The following is a 15,395-nucleotide window of genomic DNA, read 5'->3' on the forward strand; positions in this document are numbered from 1 at the left end:
AGTACGCGAATTGGAGGATGTAGGCGAGTACGAGAGCGGCGACGATGAGGGCTACTAACGTCAGTACGCCAAGCGCTGGTGGCCGACGCCCACGGTGGCGAGCAGAGGACTTCCCGTACTTGTGCAATTTGTCGGGGTTTCGGACTGGTTCCTCGCTGTTTTGGCTCACGGCGCCGAGTCTACGACGGAGGTTTGGACGGAGGTCCAGGACTCTACGGTGCCGGCAGGTGCCCCCGGATAGTCCTTCAACATCACGATCTGCTCACCGATGACCAGGCCTGATGTGGGGTCGATGATGATGTCCTGGCGGGACCCGCCCTCAGGAGGCGCTATGCCGATCGCTACACCAGTCCGTCCGTCGATGGTGGCCTGGCTGTCCATGATGTCGACCCCGGGAATGAGCGCCGCAGCTCCATAGAATGCAGCCCGCAGGTCAGCGGGAATGATCCCGGTGCGCAGGGATTCTACGATGGTTTCGAATGCCTCCAGGTCGGGGGTCTTCCCGGCACCCTCTGTGTGTTCGTAGATCCTGTCCAGTAGTGCCTTTGGGTCGCGGGCTAGGTTGTCGGCTTCAGTCAGCGGCTCCCCGATGATCGTGTATTGCTCTCCGTTTCCGAATGCCCCACCGGGTGCGCGGAAAACACCGGTCAGCGCCGCATATGTCGCGGGGTCTACCGTCGGCTGGAGGCGGGCGGCTTCCTTGACAATCTCGGGAGCCGATTCCGTCGGTACGGGTGCTTGTCTGTTCCAGATCCACTCCTCATGGGGGTCGGCGGGGATATAGAGCTCGTCTGCCTGGACCACGTCCCAGGTCAGTCCCTCCCCGGGACTTGAGGCTCCATAGAGTGCTCTGGTCTCAATCTCCAGGTACTGGCCGGGGAGGACGACGGGGTCCGACGTCCGGACCGTCGCTGCTGCCGCGTCTTCGAGCACTGCTGCGGCAGCGCTGATGGGCCGCCGATCGGGGAGGACGACATCGGCGGCTACCAAAGCCCCCGTGAGGATGACTGCGGCGGCCGCTGCCACAGCAAAGCCACGGCGAAACCTCACCGAGCGGGACCTCCGGCTGGCATCGTGAGAGACCCCGAAGACACCCTCGTCTTGGAAAACATCCTCGAATTGGTGGGGAGCCGGATCGCTGTGGGACGCGCGCATTAGGCGCTCACGTCCTCGAGCGAGAGTGGCGGCCGGGATAGTGCCAATGTCATTACGCGTTGCGCGGAGCAACTGCAGATCGTCCATGATCATCTTCCTGATCGCTAAGAGTGAGGTTCACGCGCAGCTTGCGTCGGGCGCGATTAATCCGGGAACGAACCGTTCCCAGAGGCACAGCGGTGGCTGTCGCGATGTCCTCGTAGGACAAATCAGCCCATGCCAGGAGCAGGATCGCGTCCCGATCTATCGCGGGAAGGCCCTGCAGAGCCCGTGCAATGCGGGCCTGATTCCCGGGAGCGTCGAGCCGCTCGTCGACGGCGCCCAGGAAATCGGGATCCTCCACACGCCCGCCCAGCTTCACCAGGGCCCGCAGCACGCGTTCCTCGGCCCGATGATGTCTACGGAGCAGATTCGTAGCGATCCCGAACAACCACGGCCGTACCGCACCTGTCGACCCAACGAAATCAAAACGCCCCTCGAAGGCGATCAGGAACGTCTCCGCCATGACATCCTCGGCCACGAAGTCACCGGCTCGACGGGCCGCGTACCGGTAAATGTCAGGGCCGTGCCGGTCGTAGAGTTCCCCAAAAGCCGCCGGGCCGTAGCGCGACCGCTCAACTATCTCCGCGTCTGTGTTCACACTCAGTAATGCCCGATCCCTCCGGAAAGTTCACGGTTCCCCCTAACTTTCTGCAAAAACGTTTTAGCGACACCATCAACCTAGCCCTCGACCTCAGCGCTAACCGCACTCGGATAAGCGGTCTACTCGACTATGAGTTAGGGATTCAAGGCGCCCGTAGACGATCCTCGAGCGGACACACGTAAGACCTCGAGTACAGGCGAGAGTCTGCCGTGTTTCGATGAATCATGACCACGATCGAGGTAGTGAAGGCTCAGGACCTAGCGCTGAGCGACGTTCTCGCGCTCTACAACGCCGTGGAATGGCTTGCCTACACCAAGGATCCGGACACTCTCCAGAAGGCCCTCGAGGGATCGTCGACACTCGTGGCTGCCCGCGATGGTCAGATGCTCGTCGGGCTTGCTCGCGTGATCTCCGACGGTGCTTCGATCTGCTATCTCCAGGACATCCTCGTCCGGCCGTCACATCATAGGAGGGGCTTAGGACGTGCTCTCGCTGAGCGAGCCCTCGAACAGTACCCGCACGTGCGGCAGAAGGTTCTCATCACTGATGACGAGCCAAAGCAAAAGGCATTCTACGAAGCCTTGGGCTACACGCAGACAGACGAATTTGCGGGAGGATCCATCCGAGCTTTCGTGCGGTTTGACTGAAAGCTACGCGCGAACGGGGATCCTGTCCCGGGCTGTGCCTCGCCGCAGTACTACGGTGGTCGGTATGCCGAAAAATACGTGGTTAGCGGCCATCGCTCTTCTTCTCATCAACGCTGTGGGCAGCCTCAGCTTCTTTCTCTTTTCCCTCCCCGAGCGGTCGGAGTGGGGCGACATGACCACCGGAATCATTTGCGGCATCGTGGCGGCGCTTTTGATCATCAACTACAGGAGAACCTACAAGTCGGAAGCACATACGCAGTCGTGAGCTGGAACAGCGTTCAGCGGGATAATTCAATGGGCACGGTTGCAAGCCGATCCTCTTACGAGTCTTGACGGAAGTGAGCCGTTGAAGGCTGAGACACACGCTTTGATGATGAGTGAGACCGTGAAAGTAAAGCGCCACGATGATCTAACCGGCCCGGAACTTGTTGTGCTCCAGCAGCTCTTCGACAACGAATACCTAGGCGATTACGGTCAGTGGAACGCCGACGCCCCCTATGGCTATTCACCGGCAAATTTCCATGTCCTGGGCTTTCAAGGGACGGTACTAGCGGCACATGTAGGCTTCCAACGTCGCATCATCACCGTGGGCGCCCACGACGTCCTAGTGGCCGGTACAGGAGGCGTGCTAGTTGATAAGCACGCACGTGGCACTGGTTTCGGCGGCAGAGTTATACGGCACGCTGCACAGGTGATGCGTGATAAAGCCCGAGTCAATTTCGGCTTCCTCGGATGCCGGCAAGAGGTAGCGCCGTTCTACGAGTCGGCGGGATGGATTCAGGTTCACTCGAGGGAGCGCTGCTTATCCCGTCTCGACCAGACGTCAGTCCTCGTATCAGAAGGCGAACCACATCTCATCTGCTCGGCGACACGTGATGCGAGCCAGTGGCCGCAGGGCAACATAGACCTCCGTGGCACACCCTGGTGACGAGGACCTGACGTCCCGCTGAGGGATCCTTCAAGGAACACCGCCTCACCGTGTGAGGGAGCATGCCCTGGCCGCCCGTTGCGCACCGGCTGATCGTTACTCGGTTGAGCTGCGAAGAACGCCAATCTCCGGGGAAGCACCGCAGATACTTGGTGCTAGGAGCGATGAGCGCCGACATGCGGGTATCAAGAGCGGGGAAGGAAACATTGTGTGGGGATCTGCTGCTTGGATGCATTTCGGGGCGGGGGAATCCGCCGCCCGGCGAGCTCGTATGGGGAGTGCTTCCGGTGAGGTCGTGAGTGACGGTGACCGGCCTGACGATTGGAAGGCTGCCGATGGGCCATCACCGTCGCGATTGGACCGGCCCGACTTGAGCGAACAACAAAGCACTCGCCAGGACAAGTAGCTGGAGCAGCGCCTCAACCACGCTTCCCGCATAGGGATCCTTTTGCGGGCAGGAGTCACTAGGGGCGTGCGGTTCAATGGGTCAATGATCCGACTCGCGCAGGTGGACGACATCAAGTCGCTGTCCGACATCGAGCGGGCCGCTGATGCCGTGTTCCGTAGCGAAGGAATGGCGACCGTCGCTGACGGCGACACGATGCCGATTCCCGAACTGCTCCGGTACCAACGTGCGGGCAGAGTATGGGTCGACACCGATGAGGTCGATCGACCTATCGCCTACCTCCTCCTGGATGTCATCGACGGCTCTGCACACATCGAGCAAGTCTCGGTACATCCATCCCATGCAGGCCGAGGCAAGGGCCGCCAACTCATCGAGGCCGCGGCGGAGTGGGCGAAACAGCAGGGGCACGCGATGCTGACGCTCACCACTTTCGCTAACGTCCCTTGGAACGCGCCCTACTATGCGCGCCTCGGCTTCGAAATCATCCCACCGGACAAGATCACTCCTGGCTTGCGGGAGATTCGGCAACACGAAGCCTCTGCTGGGCTAGATGCCTGGCCTCGCGTCGTCATGCGCCGCACACTTCGGAATCAACTCAACTGACAAACGGGGCGAAAGCGTCCCGCCCAGGATATTCCACCGCACCTCGGTCAACGGATGAGGAGGTTTTCCTGGATCTTGGTCCAACCTTCTTCTTCAAGGTCGTCGGTGGCGTATCCGTCAGTCACGAGCGTTACGACTTCCGGGATGCCTGTTGTCTGGTTGGTGACTACTTTGCCAGTGCCTGTGCTGCAGGCCGTTCCCCAAGCCGTCTCATCCTGACCCTTGGTTCGAATCACGCAGAAGCCGTTGTCTTCTTCCGGCTTGGAGATGAAGTAGCTGACTCCGTCGTGCTCAAGAACCTGTCGCACGGAGTCGACGTCCAAGTCCTGCGTCAGCACATAGCTGGGTAGCTGGTCATCCGATGTAGCCGCGCGGTTGAGGGTCGCAATGTCATCACCGCCACTGCACCCAGTAAGGCCTAGGAGACCCACTACCCCCACTGCAAATACCACGCATCGCCCTATGTTCATGAGCCCCCCTTTTTGTGTTGCCGATTTTTCAGCACGCTACAGGAGCGCAACCCGAACCGAGATTGCAAGGCGGCATTTATGTCCTTCAGCCCGTCCCACTGCGGGATCGTCCTACGGACGTCGAGCTGACCCGGTGACGACGAGAAAACTGGATCTGTTGCGAAAGCTGTCAGTGCCCCACCGCACCGGAGTAACAACGTCGATCTGAAAAAGCTTTCGAGTCTAGGAGCATCACCGAATGGGTGCGCTACTGGCTATCGATTGAGGAAGTACGCGTGGCCCAGAGCAGCTGAAAGGTTGTCGTTGGTGTACCCAGGAAACCCTGCTTGCAGTTGTTCCATGTGGGGGCCGTCCCAGGAGCGCCCTACTAGGTTCGAGGCGCTTTTGATGACCTCGTCTGCTTTCTGTTTCGCCGCTTCGATCTCCTCCGACGAGAAGGTACTGCCAAGCTCGTGCTGTATGTGGATATAGCCGAGGCCGTCCTGGACGTACTGGTGGCCGTATCTCGTGTTGAGAAGATACAAAACGAACACTGCGTTTAGCACATCAAGTGTCTTGGCTTCCTCAATTTCCGATCGCCGGCGCCGAAGACCGTCCTGCCTGTGCTCTTCGGCCCATTCCATCGCGCGGGTGAGCTCGCGCTCATAAGCTTCTGGCGGAAACCCCGGGGCAACGGACTGCATCCGTTCAATAGTTCGTTCCCGAGTCCATCCGCCGTACAAGTGACGGCAGGCGTGCCAGTTCGAGCTGGCCCTTATCTGGTCCACTGAATTGGGTGCACTGGCACCGTCGTGGCGTGTTGTGTCTTCCGAGCGATCGTTCTCGTTCCCCATCATGCGACTGTAAAGCACTTGGACGACGTGTCCTTCAGCCTGGAGCACATGTTTCGGCTGAGACAGGACGCGTCCCACACAAGGATCCTCCTGCGGGAATGTCGCTGAGCGGGGAAGATGCGATCAGCGAATGGTGGAGGCAGCGTCCTTCGTGGGTGATTCTTCGCTTGTCTCGCTGTGACGAATGATGAGGGAAGCCGTGACGAGGATAACGAAGAGTAAGAAGCTAGTAACCAAGAGCACCACGTAGATCAGCGATACCAGCACGGCTGCTGGTGCGGTGTCCCAGATCTCGGGTAGCGACAGGAAGGTCAAGCTGTTCCCGACGCCGAAGTTCGTGTTGATGAGCGGGCCCAATACAAGCAGAGCGACTGCCGCGACTCCGAACCGCGCTCCGAACGTCATTGTGGACTTTGCCAGCGTTGCACCAGACATGTCACTCCTTAGTTCGACCTACGTCTTTGTTCCAAGAAGCGGAACCCCATGTGCCTAAGTGTGGACCCAGGTAGTTACCACATCAACGTTTCCGCGGGATCGAAACCCACCTGTTAGCCGTACGTCCCATGGCTGAGTGCGGTGAGGAATCCGTCGGCGAACGGGTTTACTGCTCGACGAGTGCTTACCGATTGCTCGCATCGGTCTCAGTGACAAGGTCAATGCGTGTGAGGAGCTCATCGCCGGCCCTAGTCATGGTCGAGACCGCAGAGGAGGTGACCATAGCAGCGATCACGACAGTCGCGAGAACGGTCATAACGCCGTAGCGGCGTTTGATTGCCAGGACTGTAGCTGTAACGACACTCAAGATGGCAATTGTTTGACCGACCACTATTGAGGCCGCCATCCGGAGCGCACTGTCGACGGTGAGCGGCCCGTAGCTATTAAAAGCAGCTAGCAACACAAACGGAATTACGACAACTCCAAGTATGAGGATCGTGGTGTTACTGATGCGATGAGACCGCTGCAGGGTCGGTGCTTGGTTCGATCCGGCGGGCGCAGTCATGCGATGAACTTACGGAACTGACTGCTACTAAACCAGATGTCGACAGGATTGACAGGCAAACCTTCACGCGCCCACACGACAAGTTGCTTACCAGCCAACCCAACTAAAATCGCATCCCTGCGAGCCAACGGTAAGTGCGGTTCTGGTCAGAGCAACTCACCGGCGATCCTCCTCTACGCAAGTCAGAAGGCGCCCGCAAGCCGGTCCCTCACTGGGACACCTTTCGCCGGCATGGGCGCGGAAGAAAAGTTGTCATTTCTCGCAGTCGTCTGCACAGGGTGCCGCGCCGTTCCGGGGTTTGTGCAGGCAAGTATGGGCAGCCGGGTCCTCGCACTCGTCTGCACCAGCCTGCAGTTAGGTGATCGGTAGTCGTAGCGGCCGGCAGGGGTCACTTCTTCTTGAGCACCCGTTCGCCGTCCGCCCGGATCTCCCCGGTGGGTGAGACATGCCGGTAGAGCGTCTGGCGGGAGATACCGAGTTCTTTGCAGAGCTCGCCGATGTTCGTGTCGGGTTTGCCCATGGACGCCATCGCGAAGCGGACCTTCCCTGGTGTCATGGTGAATGGTCGACCACCGACCCGGCCGCGTGCTCGAGCGGAGGCAAGACCCGCGACGGTCCGCTCGGAGATCAGTTCCCGTTCGAATTCGGCGAGGGCGGCGAAGATCCCGAACACGAGTTTCCCTGCTGCGGTGGTGGTGTCGATCGCGGCTCCCTGTCCGGTGAGGACTTTCAGTCCGACACCGCGGGCGGTGAGATCGTGGACCGTATTCACCAGGTGGTGCAGGTTCCGGCCGAGCCGGTCGAGTTTCCACACGATCAACGTGTCCCCGTTCCGCAGTGCTTTCAGGCAGGCGGCGAGTCCGGTGCGGTCGTCCTTCTTGCCCGAGGCGAGGTCTTCATAGAGCTGGGCCTCGTCGACGCCGGCTTCAAGCAGGGCGTCCCGTTGCGGGTCGGTGGTTTGCGACCCGTCGGACTTCGACACGCGCATGTAGCCGACGAGCATCGGGACTCCTGTCACTTATACGACCGGTTACGGGACAAGCTATGGGTCTAGTGGAACGGAACGGCTAAGTGTCACGTAAGTGTTCACTTATTCTATGGTGCGTGAACGGTTTGAATCGGGGTTATGTGACGAGGGGTAGTCGGTAATTCCGAGGTCGGTGAGCAGTTGGCGTGTTTCATGGTCCCTGTTGGGGCGGAGGGATAGGAACTGGTAGAGCTTCTCCGCTTCGGCGGGGTCGCTACGGGCCAACGCGATGACTTCGTTGAGGTTGTCGGCTGTGGCCTTCCAACGGTCGATTGGTTGGGTCGTTGTGCTCACTGACCGTGTTTCAGGTGTCGATGTTCTGCCGTCACTGATCGGGTGGTGAGGTTCCGTGCGGAAGAGTGCGCCGTGGACGCCGGCAGATTCGATGCTTCCGTCTTCGAGCATCGCTATGGTGGCTGCGGCCGCTTCGAGGTGCAGTTGCTGTGCTGGCCAGGCGAGGCTTTCAAAGGGGCGCCAGGGGAGTTGGCCGCCGCGCGGCGGTTGGTCGATGCTCGCCCAGATTCGGCTCAGTGTATGGGAGTGGCGGCGCGAGTGGATGATGGGCGTGCTTAGCTCGTCGATGATCGTGCGCAGGAGCCGGAACCAGATGCCGGCGTGGACCGGTCGGCGCGGTAGTTGGACGATGCCGTCTGTCAGCGCATCATGTGTGCGCGCATCCATCGCTTGAACAGCCGGAGGCGCGGGCCGCGATTCCGCCGCACCATCAACCCAGAGGATGCGGGTGTCGACGCTGCGATGAATGACCTCGAGATAGCAGCCGTGCCGCCGGCACGTGAGTGTGATCGGTAGGTAATGCAAAAGCGTCAGACCGGGAACGGGATGCGGTTCTGTGGCGCAAGCCCGGCATGCCCGATAAAGAGGTACGCGAGGAAGCCACGCCCGCCAGCCGTGGGTCGGTGGTAACGGCCGATCCGGGCGCGCGATGAGTACCTGGTGCTGACGCGTGTAGGTCGTGAACGAATCGGGTCCATCGAACGGTTCGAGGGTATCGAGCAGCCATGGCATGTGCCCGGCAACCGTCATCCGGCGCAGCTCGCCGCGGTGAAAGCCCGTGCGTTCCTGCAACGCGACGAGCAACGGGACGGGCGGGTCGACGTCGATGTCTGCGTTGTCGACGACGTCGAGGGTGTAATCACCGAGGTTGTTGGCGAGTAGCTCCTCGAGCCCGATGTGGTGGGCGGCAGCAATGCGGGTCAACCACGATGAGAGTGCTTCGCCGTCGGACGGCGGCGGGTGCAGCGGCCACCGCAGTGGGGCGGTCATGCGAGCTCGCGTTCGAACAATCGTCGCCGATCCGTTGGCCCGGTATATGGGGCGAGGAGCAAGGTGGTGCGGTTGATGCTCTCCTCTCCGGAGTCCAGTGCCGCGATGGCGGCGTCGGTGAGTAACCGGCTCAGTTCACCGATCGTGCCTTCACTTCGGGTGAGAAGGTAGGACGCCATCTCCACTCCGGCGATGTCCGAGGGCCGGCGCAGCGGGAAGGACGCGGCAAAGCTGGCCAGGAGGGATCTGGTATCGGCGTCGACGTCCCATCGAGGCAGGGTGAGCGGTTCGAACCGGTTCTCGAGCTGGTCATCCGAGCGGATGGCGAGGTACGCATCCCGGGTGCCGACGCCGACGAGGGGGATCCGTAACTCATTGCCCAGGAATCTCAGCAGGTTCAGGAACTCCCGGCGAACGGGCACGGTCCCGGAGAGGACATTGTGCAGCTCATCAATGACCAGGACCCGCACCCCAACCGCGCGCAGCAGCTCGAGTGCGACCTGCTCCAACTCCGCCAGGCGTTGCCTCGGTCGCAGCGGTGTTCCCATCGCGGCGAGAAGTGCGACGTAGAAACGGATCACTGTCGGATCCGACGGCATCTGTATGACCAGGACCGGGATCTGCTCCCGCTCCGGAAGCGATACCTGCGGATGGGTGCGTCGGAACTTCTCGATGATCATCGACTTGCCGTTGTTCGTCGGACCAAGCAGCAACAAGTTCGGCATCCGCTGCTTCGACGGCCACTGGAACAGCGCCTCCAACCGGGCCAACGCAGTGGTAGCCCGCGTGTAGCCGATCCACCGATCCGCCCGCACATGTGCAACTCTCTCCGCGACAGGAAGCACAGCAAGCCGCTGCGCTGCCGGTGTCAGATGAGACAAATTGACCAGGTCATCGTTCATCTCACCACTCCTCGATCTCCGCATACGGGCTCACGGCCCCGCCCTCCTCAGTCGACACACCCGGCGGGCTCAACTTCGGGCGCTTGGCGACCGGGGTATTTGTCCGTCGTTGAACAGTGCGGCGCGCCCGTTTCGTCGACGCGGCAGCTGCAGTGACGACATCGCGCATTTGTTCGATGGTGCGGAACAAGGATTCCTCGTCGATTTCCTGGCGGCCGGCAGCACGCAACTGCGTGATTGCGGCTCGCTGCTCCCACACGGACACCGGAGGACGGGACATCCGCCGGTAGGGCACGACGACGTAGGTACCGCCGTCCGGGTCCAGTACCCAGATGCGACTGATGTCCCGCGGGTCCCGCCGGATCACGAACCGTCCCAGCTTCTCCCTCGTCGCGATCCAGGGCTTCAGCACGTCGGAGAAATACTGGATGTGGTCGATCGTGAACCCGGCGCGCGTCACCGTGCGCCGGATCACCGGGAGGAAATCGATCAGGAACGCAGCCGCATCCGTGACCGTCACCGGCTCCCCACTGACTCCGACACCCGCTTTCCATCTGCCCGACGGCGTTTGCCCGAGCCCCCGGTGGACCTGCCCGTGATAGGCCCCCACGGCCAGGGCGAACCACCGCTCGAGTTCCTGCAGCGTCAGCGTCGCCCGATTCTCGGAATCATAGGAACCACGCTCACGCGGATTCGAGAAAGTCGTCCCCGGAAGATCATGAACGGACTGCATCAACGTGCCGATCACCCGCTCGACGATGCCGCCGTAGTGCGGCTGACCAGGCGGCCGGTAGCGGAGCTTTACGCCATGCTGCTCACACCCCCGCTTCAACGCCTCACTCTTGAACTCGGACGCGTTATCCAAATACAGCTCCGCCGGCTTCCCGGCCATCGGCCACACCACTGACGCACCCACGCGTTCCAGCCACGCCCGCTTATCAGTGACCATGTGCGCCAGACACAATCCGACCGATAGCGCGGACGGTGCCTCGAGGGTCACTACCAGGCCCACGATGCAGCGGCTGAACACGTCGATCGCGACCGTCACATACGGGCGCCCGATCGGAAGTCGATGACGCTCATCGACCACGATGACATCCACCACGGTGTGATCAATCTGCACCTGATCCAACGGACGTTGCACCGGCGGAACCGGGCCCGCTGCCGATAGACGCTGTCGCCCCGCATCAGGGCCGTGCCTCCGCGTCACTTGCTCGACCGGATCCAACCGCGCGATCCGGCGTTCGACCGTCATCCGCGATGGCGCCGGCAACCCCTGAGCACGACACGCCGCGACGATGTCCCTGTGCACGGCCGCGACCGTTTTTCTCTGCCTGGTCAGGAACCCCTTTCGGATCGACGCAACGACAATCGCTTCGACAGCATTCGGGAGATGAGTACGTCCGCGGCCACCGCTTGACCGTCCCGGCAGCAGATCCGAAACAAGACCCCCGCCCTCACGCCACCGAGCCAGAAGCACATACACCTGCCGACGCGAGACACCCAGCTCCACAGCCGCTTCATCTGCCTGGCCACGGTCAAGCCGGGGAAGATCTGCAAGCCGGCCGATAACGGCAGCCGCCCGGACGGCGCGTTTCCACGCCTCGTCACTCGCGGTCATGAGGCCGCGATCATGCACAGACCCAGATTCTCGGACTTCATCCATTACCGACCCCATCGTCATAGGAACAACGACGGTAATGCAGACGCGCTCAAGCAGCTAGATCCTCACGCCGTCTTGTGTTGCGGGTGTCGACACTGTGGACTTCAGTCAAGGTGCGCGGAAGCTTTGCGAGCCAGAAATACCTGGATGTGGATCTTCTTGCGGTGCGCCCGAGACAGGACGGCGGGTTTCACCAGGACAGCTATCACGCTTAACTTTCCGTCCTCACGACAGCTGCGCTCGTGCCTTTCTAGGCGGTCGCTGACTCACTGTCATTCCTGTAAGCAGAACACCCGATGTCCCCATGAGAAGCCCCCCTAGGGCCAATACTCCTGAACCAGTGTTATGCAGAGCTGAGGCTTCAGCCAGAAGCACTTCTTGATCGGTCACCTCTACCCCATATGGCCAAGTTGGCTCTAGGGCATAAATATCTGCACAGGCGGACTCGATCGCAACAGCTCCGCACTCGGCGTTGTACGTTGCTCGCAAAAACCACCGGTTGGCTTCGTCGTAAGCTTCATTTGCCGCAAGAAAACTGAAGCACCCAGCAGCGAAACTGAGACCGGCAGCGAGGCCCACCACCCAAAGTATGGGACGTTTCATGACATCCTTTCTTCGCTCCTACGGCGTTGGGGTGCCGGTCGTTCCCGGCAAGCTGAGAGAGCGATACGTCATCGCTCGGCTGACTCCAATCAAAGCGGAACGAGCCCGCAACGATTCAATCGTTGCGGGCTCGCCCACCTCAGCGGTGCCTAAACGCGCTGGCTGATGGTGCCGCCAGGGTTGCGGCCAGCCGCTGACTGAGTCACGAAGCGGCCACTGGAAGCGGATCGGTGGACGGTAGTGGAGTTACTGGTGCCGGATCCCACCCGCTCCGTGGTCGTCTTTCCTGGCCACCGTGCAGCCGTCGCCTTCGAAACGAAGCGGCCGCTCTTAGCTGATCGATTTACCGATGCCATGGGTTTGTCCCTTTCACTGCTGTTGAGAGTTGTCGAGACGCCCAGAGGTAGAGCGCCGCTAGATCGCGGCTGCGAACTCAGATACAGTCAGTGCTCTGGTGAGACCTGACTTCCTCAGGGCTTGCGGGCCGTCTCGCTGGAACGAGGCGGCCCATTTTCAGTTGTAGCGGTTTGTCCCGACATCTCGGTATATGTACACCACCGGCTACTTCCCCTCGCGCTGAGGGTCACGAGTTTCAGCCGGCTTCTTCGCCTCCATCGACCGGGACACCAGCGACTGGGCCTTCGCCAAAGACACGGAACTACGGGCTGCCTTGGCTGCGGACGTTCCGAACGACGAGCGTTCGATTTTCCCGCGGAACTGATCACTCATGCTGTCTCCCGTCCCTTCCTCATCTGCAATCGAGCACGGGCTAAAGCGGACTCAACCGCCTTCCCGCTCATACCCAGCTTCCGCCCGACCTCATCGTGCGTATAGCCGTAGTATGCGTTGAGGTAGAACGCTGATCGTGCTCGCTGGTCTGTAATCGTCGACAAGGCATGACGGATTTCGTCCCACCGCACGGCGCTCTCCTCCACGTTGGGTACCGTTTGAGCTGCGGATTCCTGCTCGAACCCGTCGAGTTCGCGATCGACGTCCGACTCCCATGGCTCAACGTACGAGCGCAGCTCTTGTCGGCGCCACGTCTTATAGACGTTGCTGAACTGCAGAAGACACTGACCCACAAAGAACGTGCGCAGCGACGCACCCTTGGCGGGGTCCCACTTGCCCGGCAGGAGGACCTTCTCCCGGAAGGCCGTCAGTGCCTGCACCACTGTCTCATCGGCGAGGGCCTCCGCGTCCTCGATCAACACCCCAGGACGCGGCTCAGCCTCGAGCGCCCCGAACCCTTTGCGCTTCACCTCCGAAGCGATCTGACCCCTATATATCCAGCCACGAATAACAGCCCACCCGTATCGGGCAATCTCATTGGCGAAAGCGTCGTAGTTATGGCCGACGAAGCCGTCGAGGCGAAGAGCTGCCGCGAGTTCACGGTCTCCAGCAAGCCGGTCGACGCGCTCCATCGCCTTATCCCGGTCAGCATCAGCTAGCCACCCGAGACTTTTGGTCCATGCTCGATGGTCTGAGGATTCGTCGACGAAGAACTCCTCGTCCTGGTCGTCGACTCTCACTATGGCTCCTCGGTTTGATGCTCGTCAGCTAAATGTCATCACGCTTCCTTATATGTACGACGGACGCCGCTTTCCCTCGCCCTGGGCCCGTTGAATTCTCTAGTCCCGCTGCGATGCCAGCACTCCTCGCGAGAGGATCCCTGAGCGTGCAGTTCACGCTCGAGGTGCCTCGCTCCGATGGTTCGTTCAGAGTCGAGATTTGTCACTGGTGTCAGTAGTCATAGCCTGCTTCTTCTGCTGGTGAGCGGGGTATGCCGTCGGTGTACTCGATGTACAGGTTCGGGGACAGGCGTGTCTGCTGGGTGAGTTGTTCCTCGGTGGGTTCGATGTTGGCGCTGACAAGCCAGACTTTTGTGTTCGTCGTCGCAGACGTGAGTTGCAAAGGAGCGCTGTCGAAGTTCGCCAAAGGTGTGCAGGCAACCTCCCAGGGGGATCGCGGGGCCTCGACACCAAACACCTGAGTCGGAAACACGACAACCAGGCACATCATCCCGTCGTTGCTTTCGGCGGCGTAGTAGCTGTACCCGCGTTCGGCTCCGACGAGCCGTGAGGTCGCAGCATCCACGCCCGTAGGACTGTTCCTGTCTCTCTCCTGCAGATCCTCGGGAAGTAGGTCTTCGGGCTGTTGGGGTCGAGCCATAGCGGGGACAAAGTCCGCGCCGGTGGTGCTGCCGGGTTGGAAAGGCCCCGATGCCAGGAGTGCTGCTGTCACTGCGACGCCGGCTCCGCCGATGATCCATGGTGCGCGGCGGCGCTTCGTGGGTTTTGACTGCTGGCGCTGCTGGAACTGGGTGTGCTGTTCTTCGGGCTTGTCCCGGTATCGGCGCAGGGTGGTGCTGCTGTGTGCCGGCTCGGTAGTGGGAAGGGCGCCGAGCTGCTGGCGCAGAGCTGCGCTGCGGGCAGGGTTGAAGGTGGTGTTCATCAGAGGTTTCCTTCCGTTGCCGCCCGCCCGGTGAACGGGCTCATGGCTGGCAGTAGGACGCCGAGGCGGGTCTTGGCTCGGGAGAGCCGGGACTTGATGGTCCCTTCGGGGACGTCGAGGACGATCGCGGCTTGCCTGGTCGTCATTTCCTCGAGGACGCATAAGGTCAGGACGTCCCGATCCAGGGGGCGCAGCTTTGCCAGTGCCTGCCTGACCTGACCTGCGCGCTGCCGTGACGCGTCCTCGTCGGCGTAGGTGTCAGCTATGTCGTCGACCTGTTCCGGTGCGGGCAGGTGCGCGAGGAGGTTCCGGTGCCGGCGTTCGTGGCGTGCCTGGTTCCGTGCCACGTAGTTCGTGGTGACCAGCAGCCAGGGAAGAACAGAGCCGTCGACAATCCGGACGAACAGGCGTTTGCGCCAGGCTTCGTAGAACACCATGGCTGTGATGTCCTCAGCTACGTGGGAGAGCTGGAACTGCCGGCCGGCGTGTCGGAACACTGCGTCCCGGTGCCGGTCGAAAATCAATGTGAACGCGTTACCGTCACCGGTGACTACCTGCCGCCACAGCGCCTCATCATCCGATCCTGAAGTTCCACCCATACCCCATAGTGTCCAGCCAACACCGAATGGTTCCATCCAACCTCGTTAGAGGAAACCGGGAGCGGTCAAGCAACCACAAAGGGATCCCGCTGCGGGACACTTGCGACCGGATCTCAGTAGCCGTCCCGCAAGAGGGCAGACTAACGTGCGTTGCTCAGCCGCACCCATGGGCGGCCACATA

The 15,395-nt window shown here is 61.2% G+C and carries 17 protein-coding genes; 4 read left to right on the forward strand and 13 right to left on the reverse strand.

The genetic code is table 11. From position 1 onward, the window contains the following. Positions 1 to 165 precede the first annotated feature (165 nt). The gene (locus tag P5G52_RS01770; RefSeq protein ID WP_301224269.1) at positions 166 to 1,242 is read right to left on the reverse strand and encodes a CU044_5270 family protein; all 1,077 of its coding nucleotides are present in this window, start codon (positions 1,240 to 1,242) and stop codon (positions 166 to 168) included. Then, positions 1,208 to 1,795, reverse strand: a complete 588-nt coding sequence (locus P5G52_RS01775) for an RNA polymerase sigma factor (protein WP_301224270.1) — start codon at positions 1,793 to 1,795, stop codon at positions 1,208 to 1,210. The genes P5G52_RS01770 and P5G52_RS01775 overlap by 35 nt, the downstream gene beginning before the upstream one ends. Positions 1,796 to 2,022: 227 nt before the next feature. On the opposite strand from P5G52_RS01775, the gene P5G52_RS01780 reads away from it, so the two are divergent. The 4 genes from P5G52_RS01780 to P5G52_RS01795 all read left to right on the forward strand — a co-directional run bounded on the left by P5G52_RS01780 (position 2,023) and on the right by P5G52_RS01795 (position 4,382). Further along, the gene (locus tag P5G52_RS01780; protein ID WP_301224271.1) at positions 2,023 to 2,445 is read left to right on the forward strand and encodes a GNAT family N-acetyltransferase; all 423 of its coding nucleotides are present in this window, start codon (positions 2,023 to 2,025) and stop codon (positions 2,443 to 2,445) included. Positions 2,446 to 2,509: 64 nt separating this feature from the next. Beyond that, entirely contained in the window at positions 2,510 to 2,710 is a 201-nt protein-coding gene (locus P5G52_RS01785) for a hypothetical protein (RefSeq protein WP_301224272.1), read from the forward strand. Positions 2,711 to 2,818: 108 nt separating this feature from the next. Further along, positions 2,819 to 3,373, forward strand: coding sequence for a GNAT family protein (locus P5G52_RS01790; protein WP_301224273.1), 555 nt, complete (start codon positions 2,819 to 2,821; stop codon positions 3,371 to 3,373). A 490-nt stretch (positions 3,374 to 3,863) separates the two neighbouring features. After that, entirely contained in the window at positions 3,864 to 4,382 is a 519-nt protein-coding gene (locus P5G52_RS01795) for a GNAT family N-acetyltransferase (RefSeq protein WP_301224274.1), read from the forward strand. A 47-nt stretch (positions 4,383 to 4,429) separates the two neighbouring features. Here P5G52_RS01795 and P5G52_RS01800 read toward each other — a convergent pair whose 3' ends face one another. The 11 genes from P5G52_RS01800 to P5G52_RS01850 form a co-directional block, all read right to left on the reverse strand. After that, positions 4,430 to 4,720: a hypothetical protein gene (locus tag P5G52_RS01800; RefSeq protein WP_301224275.1), complete on the reverse strand. Its 291-nt coding sequence runs from the start codon at positions 4,718 to 4,720 to the stop codon at positions 4,430 to 4,432. A 386-nt stretch (positions 4,721 to 5,106) separates the two neighbouring features. After that, a complete protein-coding gene (locus tag P5G52_RS01805) occupies positions 5,107 to 5,685 on the reverse strand; it encodes a hypothetical protein (protein WP_301224276.1) in 579 nt (192 codons plus the stop codon). Between the two features lie 123 nt (positions 5,686 to 5,808). Further along, positions 5,809 to 6,120, reverse strand: coding sequence for a hypothetical protein (locus P5G52_RS01810; RefSeq protein ID WP_301224277.1), 312 nt, complete (start codon positions 6,118 to 6,120; stop codon positions 5,809 to 5,811). A gap of 184 nt (positions 6,121 to 6,304) precedes the next feature. Further along, positions 6,305 to 6,685: a hypothetical protein gene (locus P5G52_RS01815; RefSeq protein ID WP_301224278.1), complete on the reverse strand. Its 381-nt coding sequence runs from the start codon at positions 6,683 to 6,685 to the stop codon at positions 6,305 to 6,307. A gap of 388 nt (positions 6,686 to 7,073) precedes the next feature. Then, entirely contained in the window at positions 7,074 to 7,688 is a 615-nt protein-coding gene (locus P5G52_RS01820) for a recombinase family protein (protein WP_301224279.1), read from the reverse strand. Between the two features lie 87 nt (positions 7,689 to 7,775). Further along, positions 7,776 to 8,996, reverse strand: a complete 1,221-nt coding sequence (locus P5G52_RS01825) for a TniQ family protein (RefSeq protein WP_301224280.1) — start codon at positions 8,994 to 8,996, stop codon at positions 7,776 to 7,778. After that, positions 8,993 to 9,922: a TniB family NTP-binding protein gene (locus P5G52_RS01830; RefSeq protein ID WP_435868632.1), complete on the reverse strand. Its 930-nt coding sequence runs from the start codon at positions 9,920 to 9,922 to the stop codon at positions 8,993 to 8,995. Before P5G52_RS01830 ends, P5G52_RS01825 begins: the two co-directional genes overlap by 4 nt. Further along, entirely contained in the window at positions 9,900 to 11,519 is a 1,620-nt protein-coding gene (locus tag P5G52_RS01835; protein ID WP_301224282.1) for a Mu transposase C-terminal domain-containing protein, read from the reverse strand. Before P5G52_RS01835 ends, P5G52_RS01830 begins: the two co-directional genes overlap by 23 nt. Before the next feature lie 1,370 nt (positions 11,520 to 12,889). Next, positions 12,890 to 13,693 (reverse strand): RNA polymerase sigma factor, encoded by an 804-nt coding sequence (locus P5G52_RS01840; RefSeq protein WP_301224283.1) that lies wholly within the window; start codon positions 13,691 to 13,693, stop codon positions 12,890 to 12,892. 211 nt (positions 13,694 to 13,904) lie between these two features. Then, positions 13,905 to 14,615 (reverse strand): hypothetical protein, encoded by a 711-nt coding sequence (locus P5G52_RS01845; RefSeq protein WP_301224284.1) that lies wholly within the window; start codon positions 14,613 to 14,615, stop codon positions 13,905 to 13,907. Further along, complete coding sequence (locus P5G52_RS01850; RefSeq protein ID WP_301224285.1) at positions 14,615 to 15,214, reverse strand: RNA polymerase sigma factor; 600 nt, start codon at positions 15,212 to 15,214, stop codon at positions 14,615 to 14,617. Before P5G52_RS01850 ends, P5G52_RS01845 begins: the two co-directional genes overlap by 1 nt. Positions 15,215 to 15,395 lie beyond the last annotated feature (181 nt).

It is taken from the genome of Arthrobacter burdickii (assembly GCF_030433645.1).
Taxonomy (GTDB): Bacteria; Actinomycetota; Actinomycetes; order Actinomycetales; family Micrococcaceae; genus Arthrobacter_D; species Arthrobacter_D burdickii.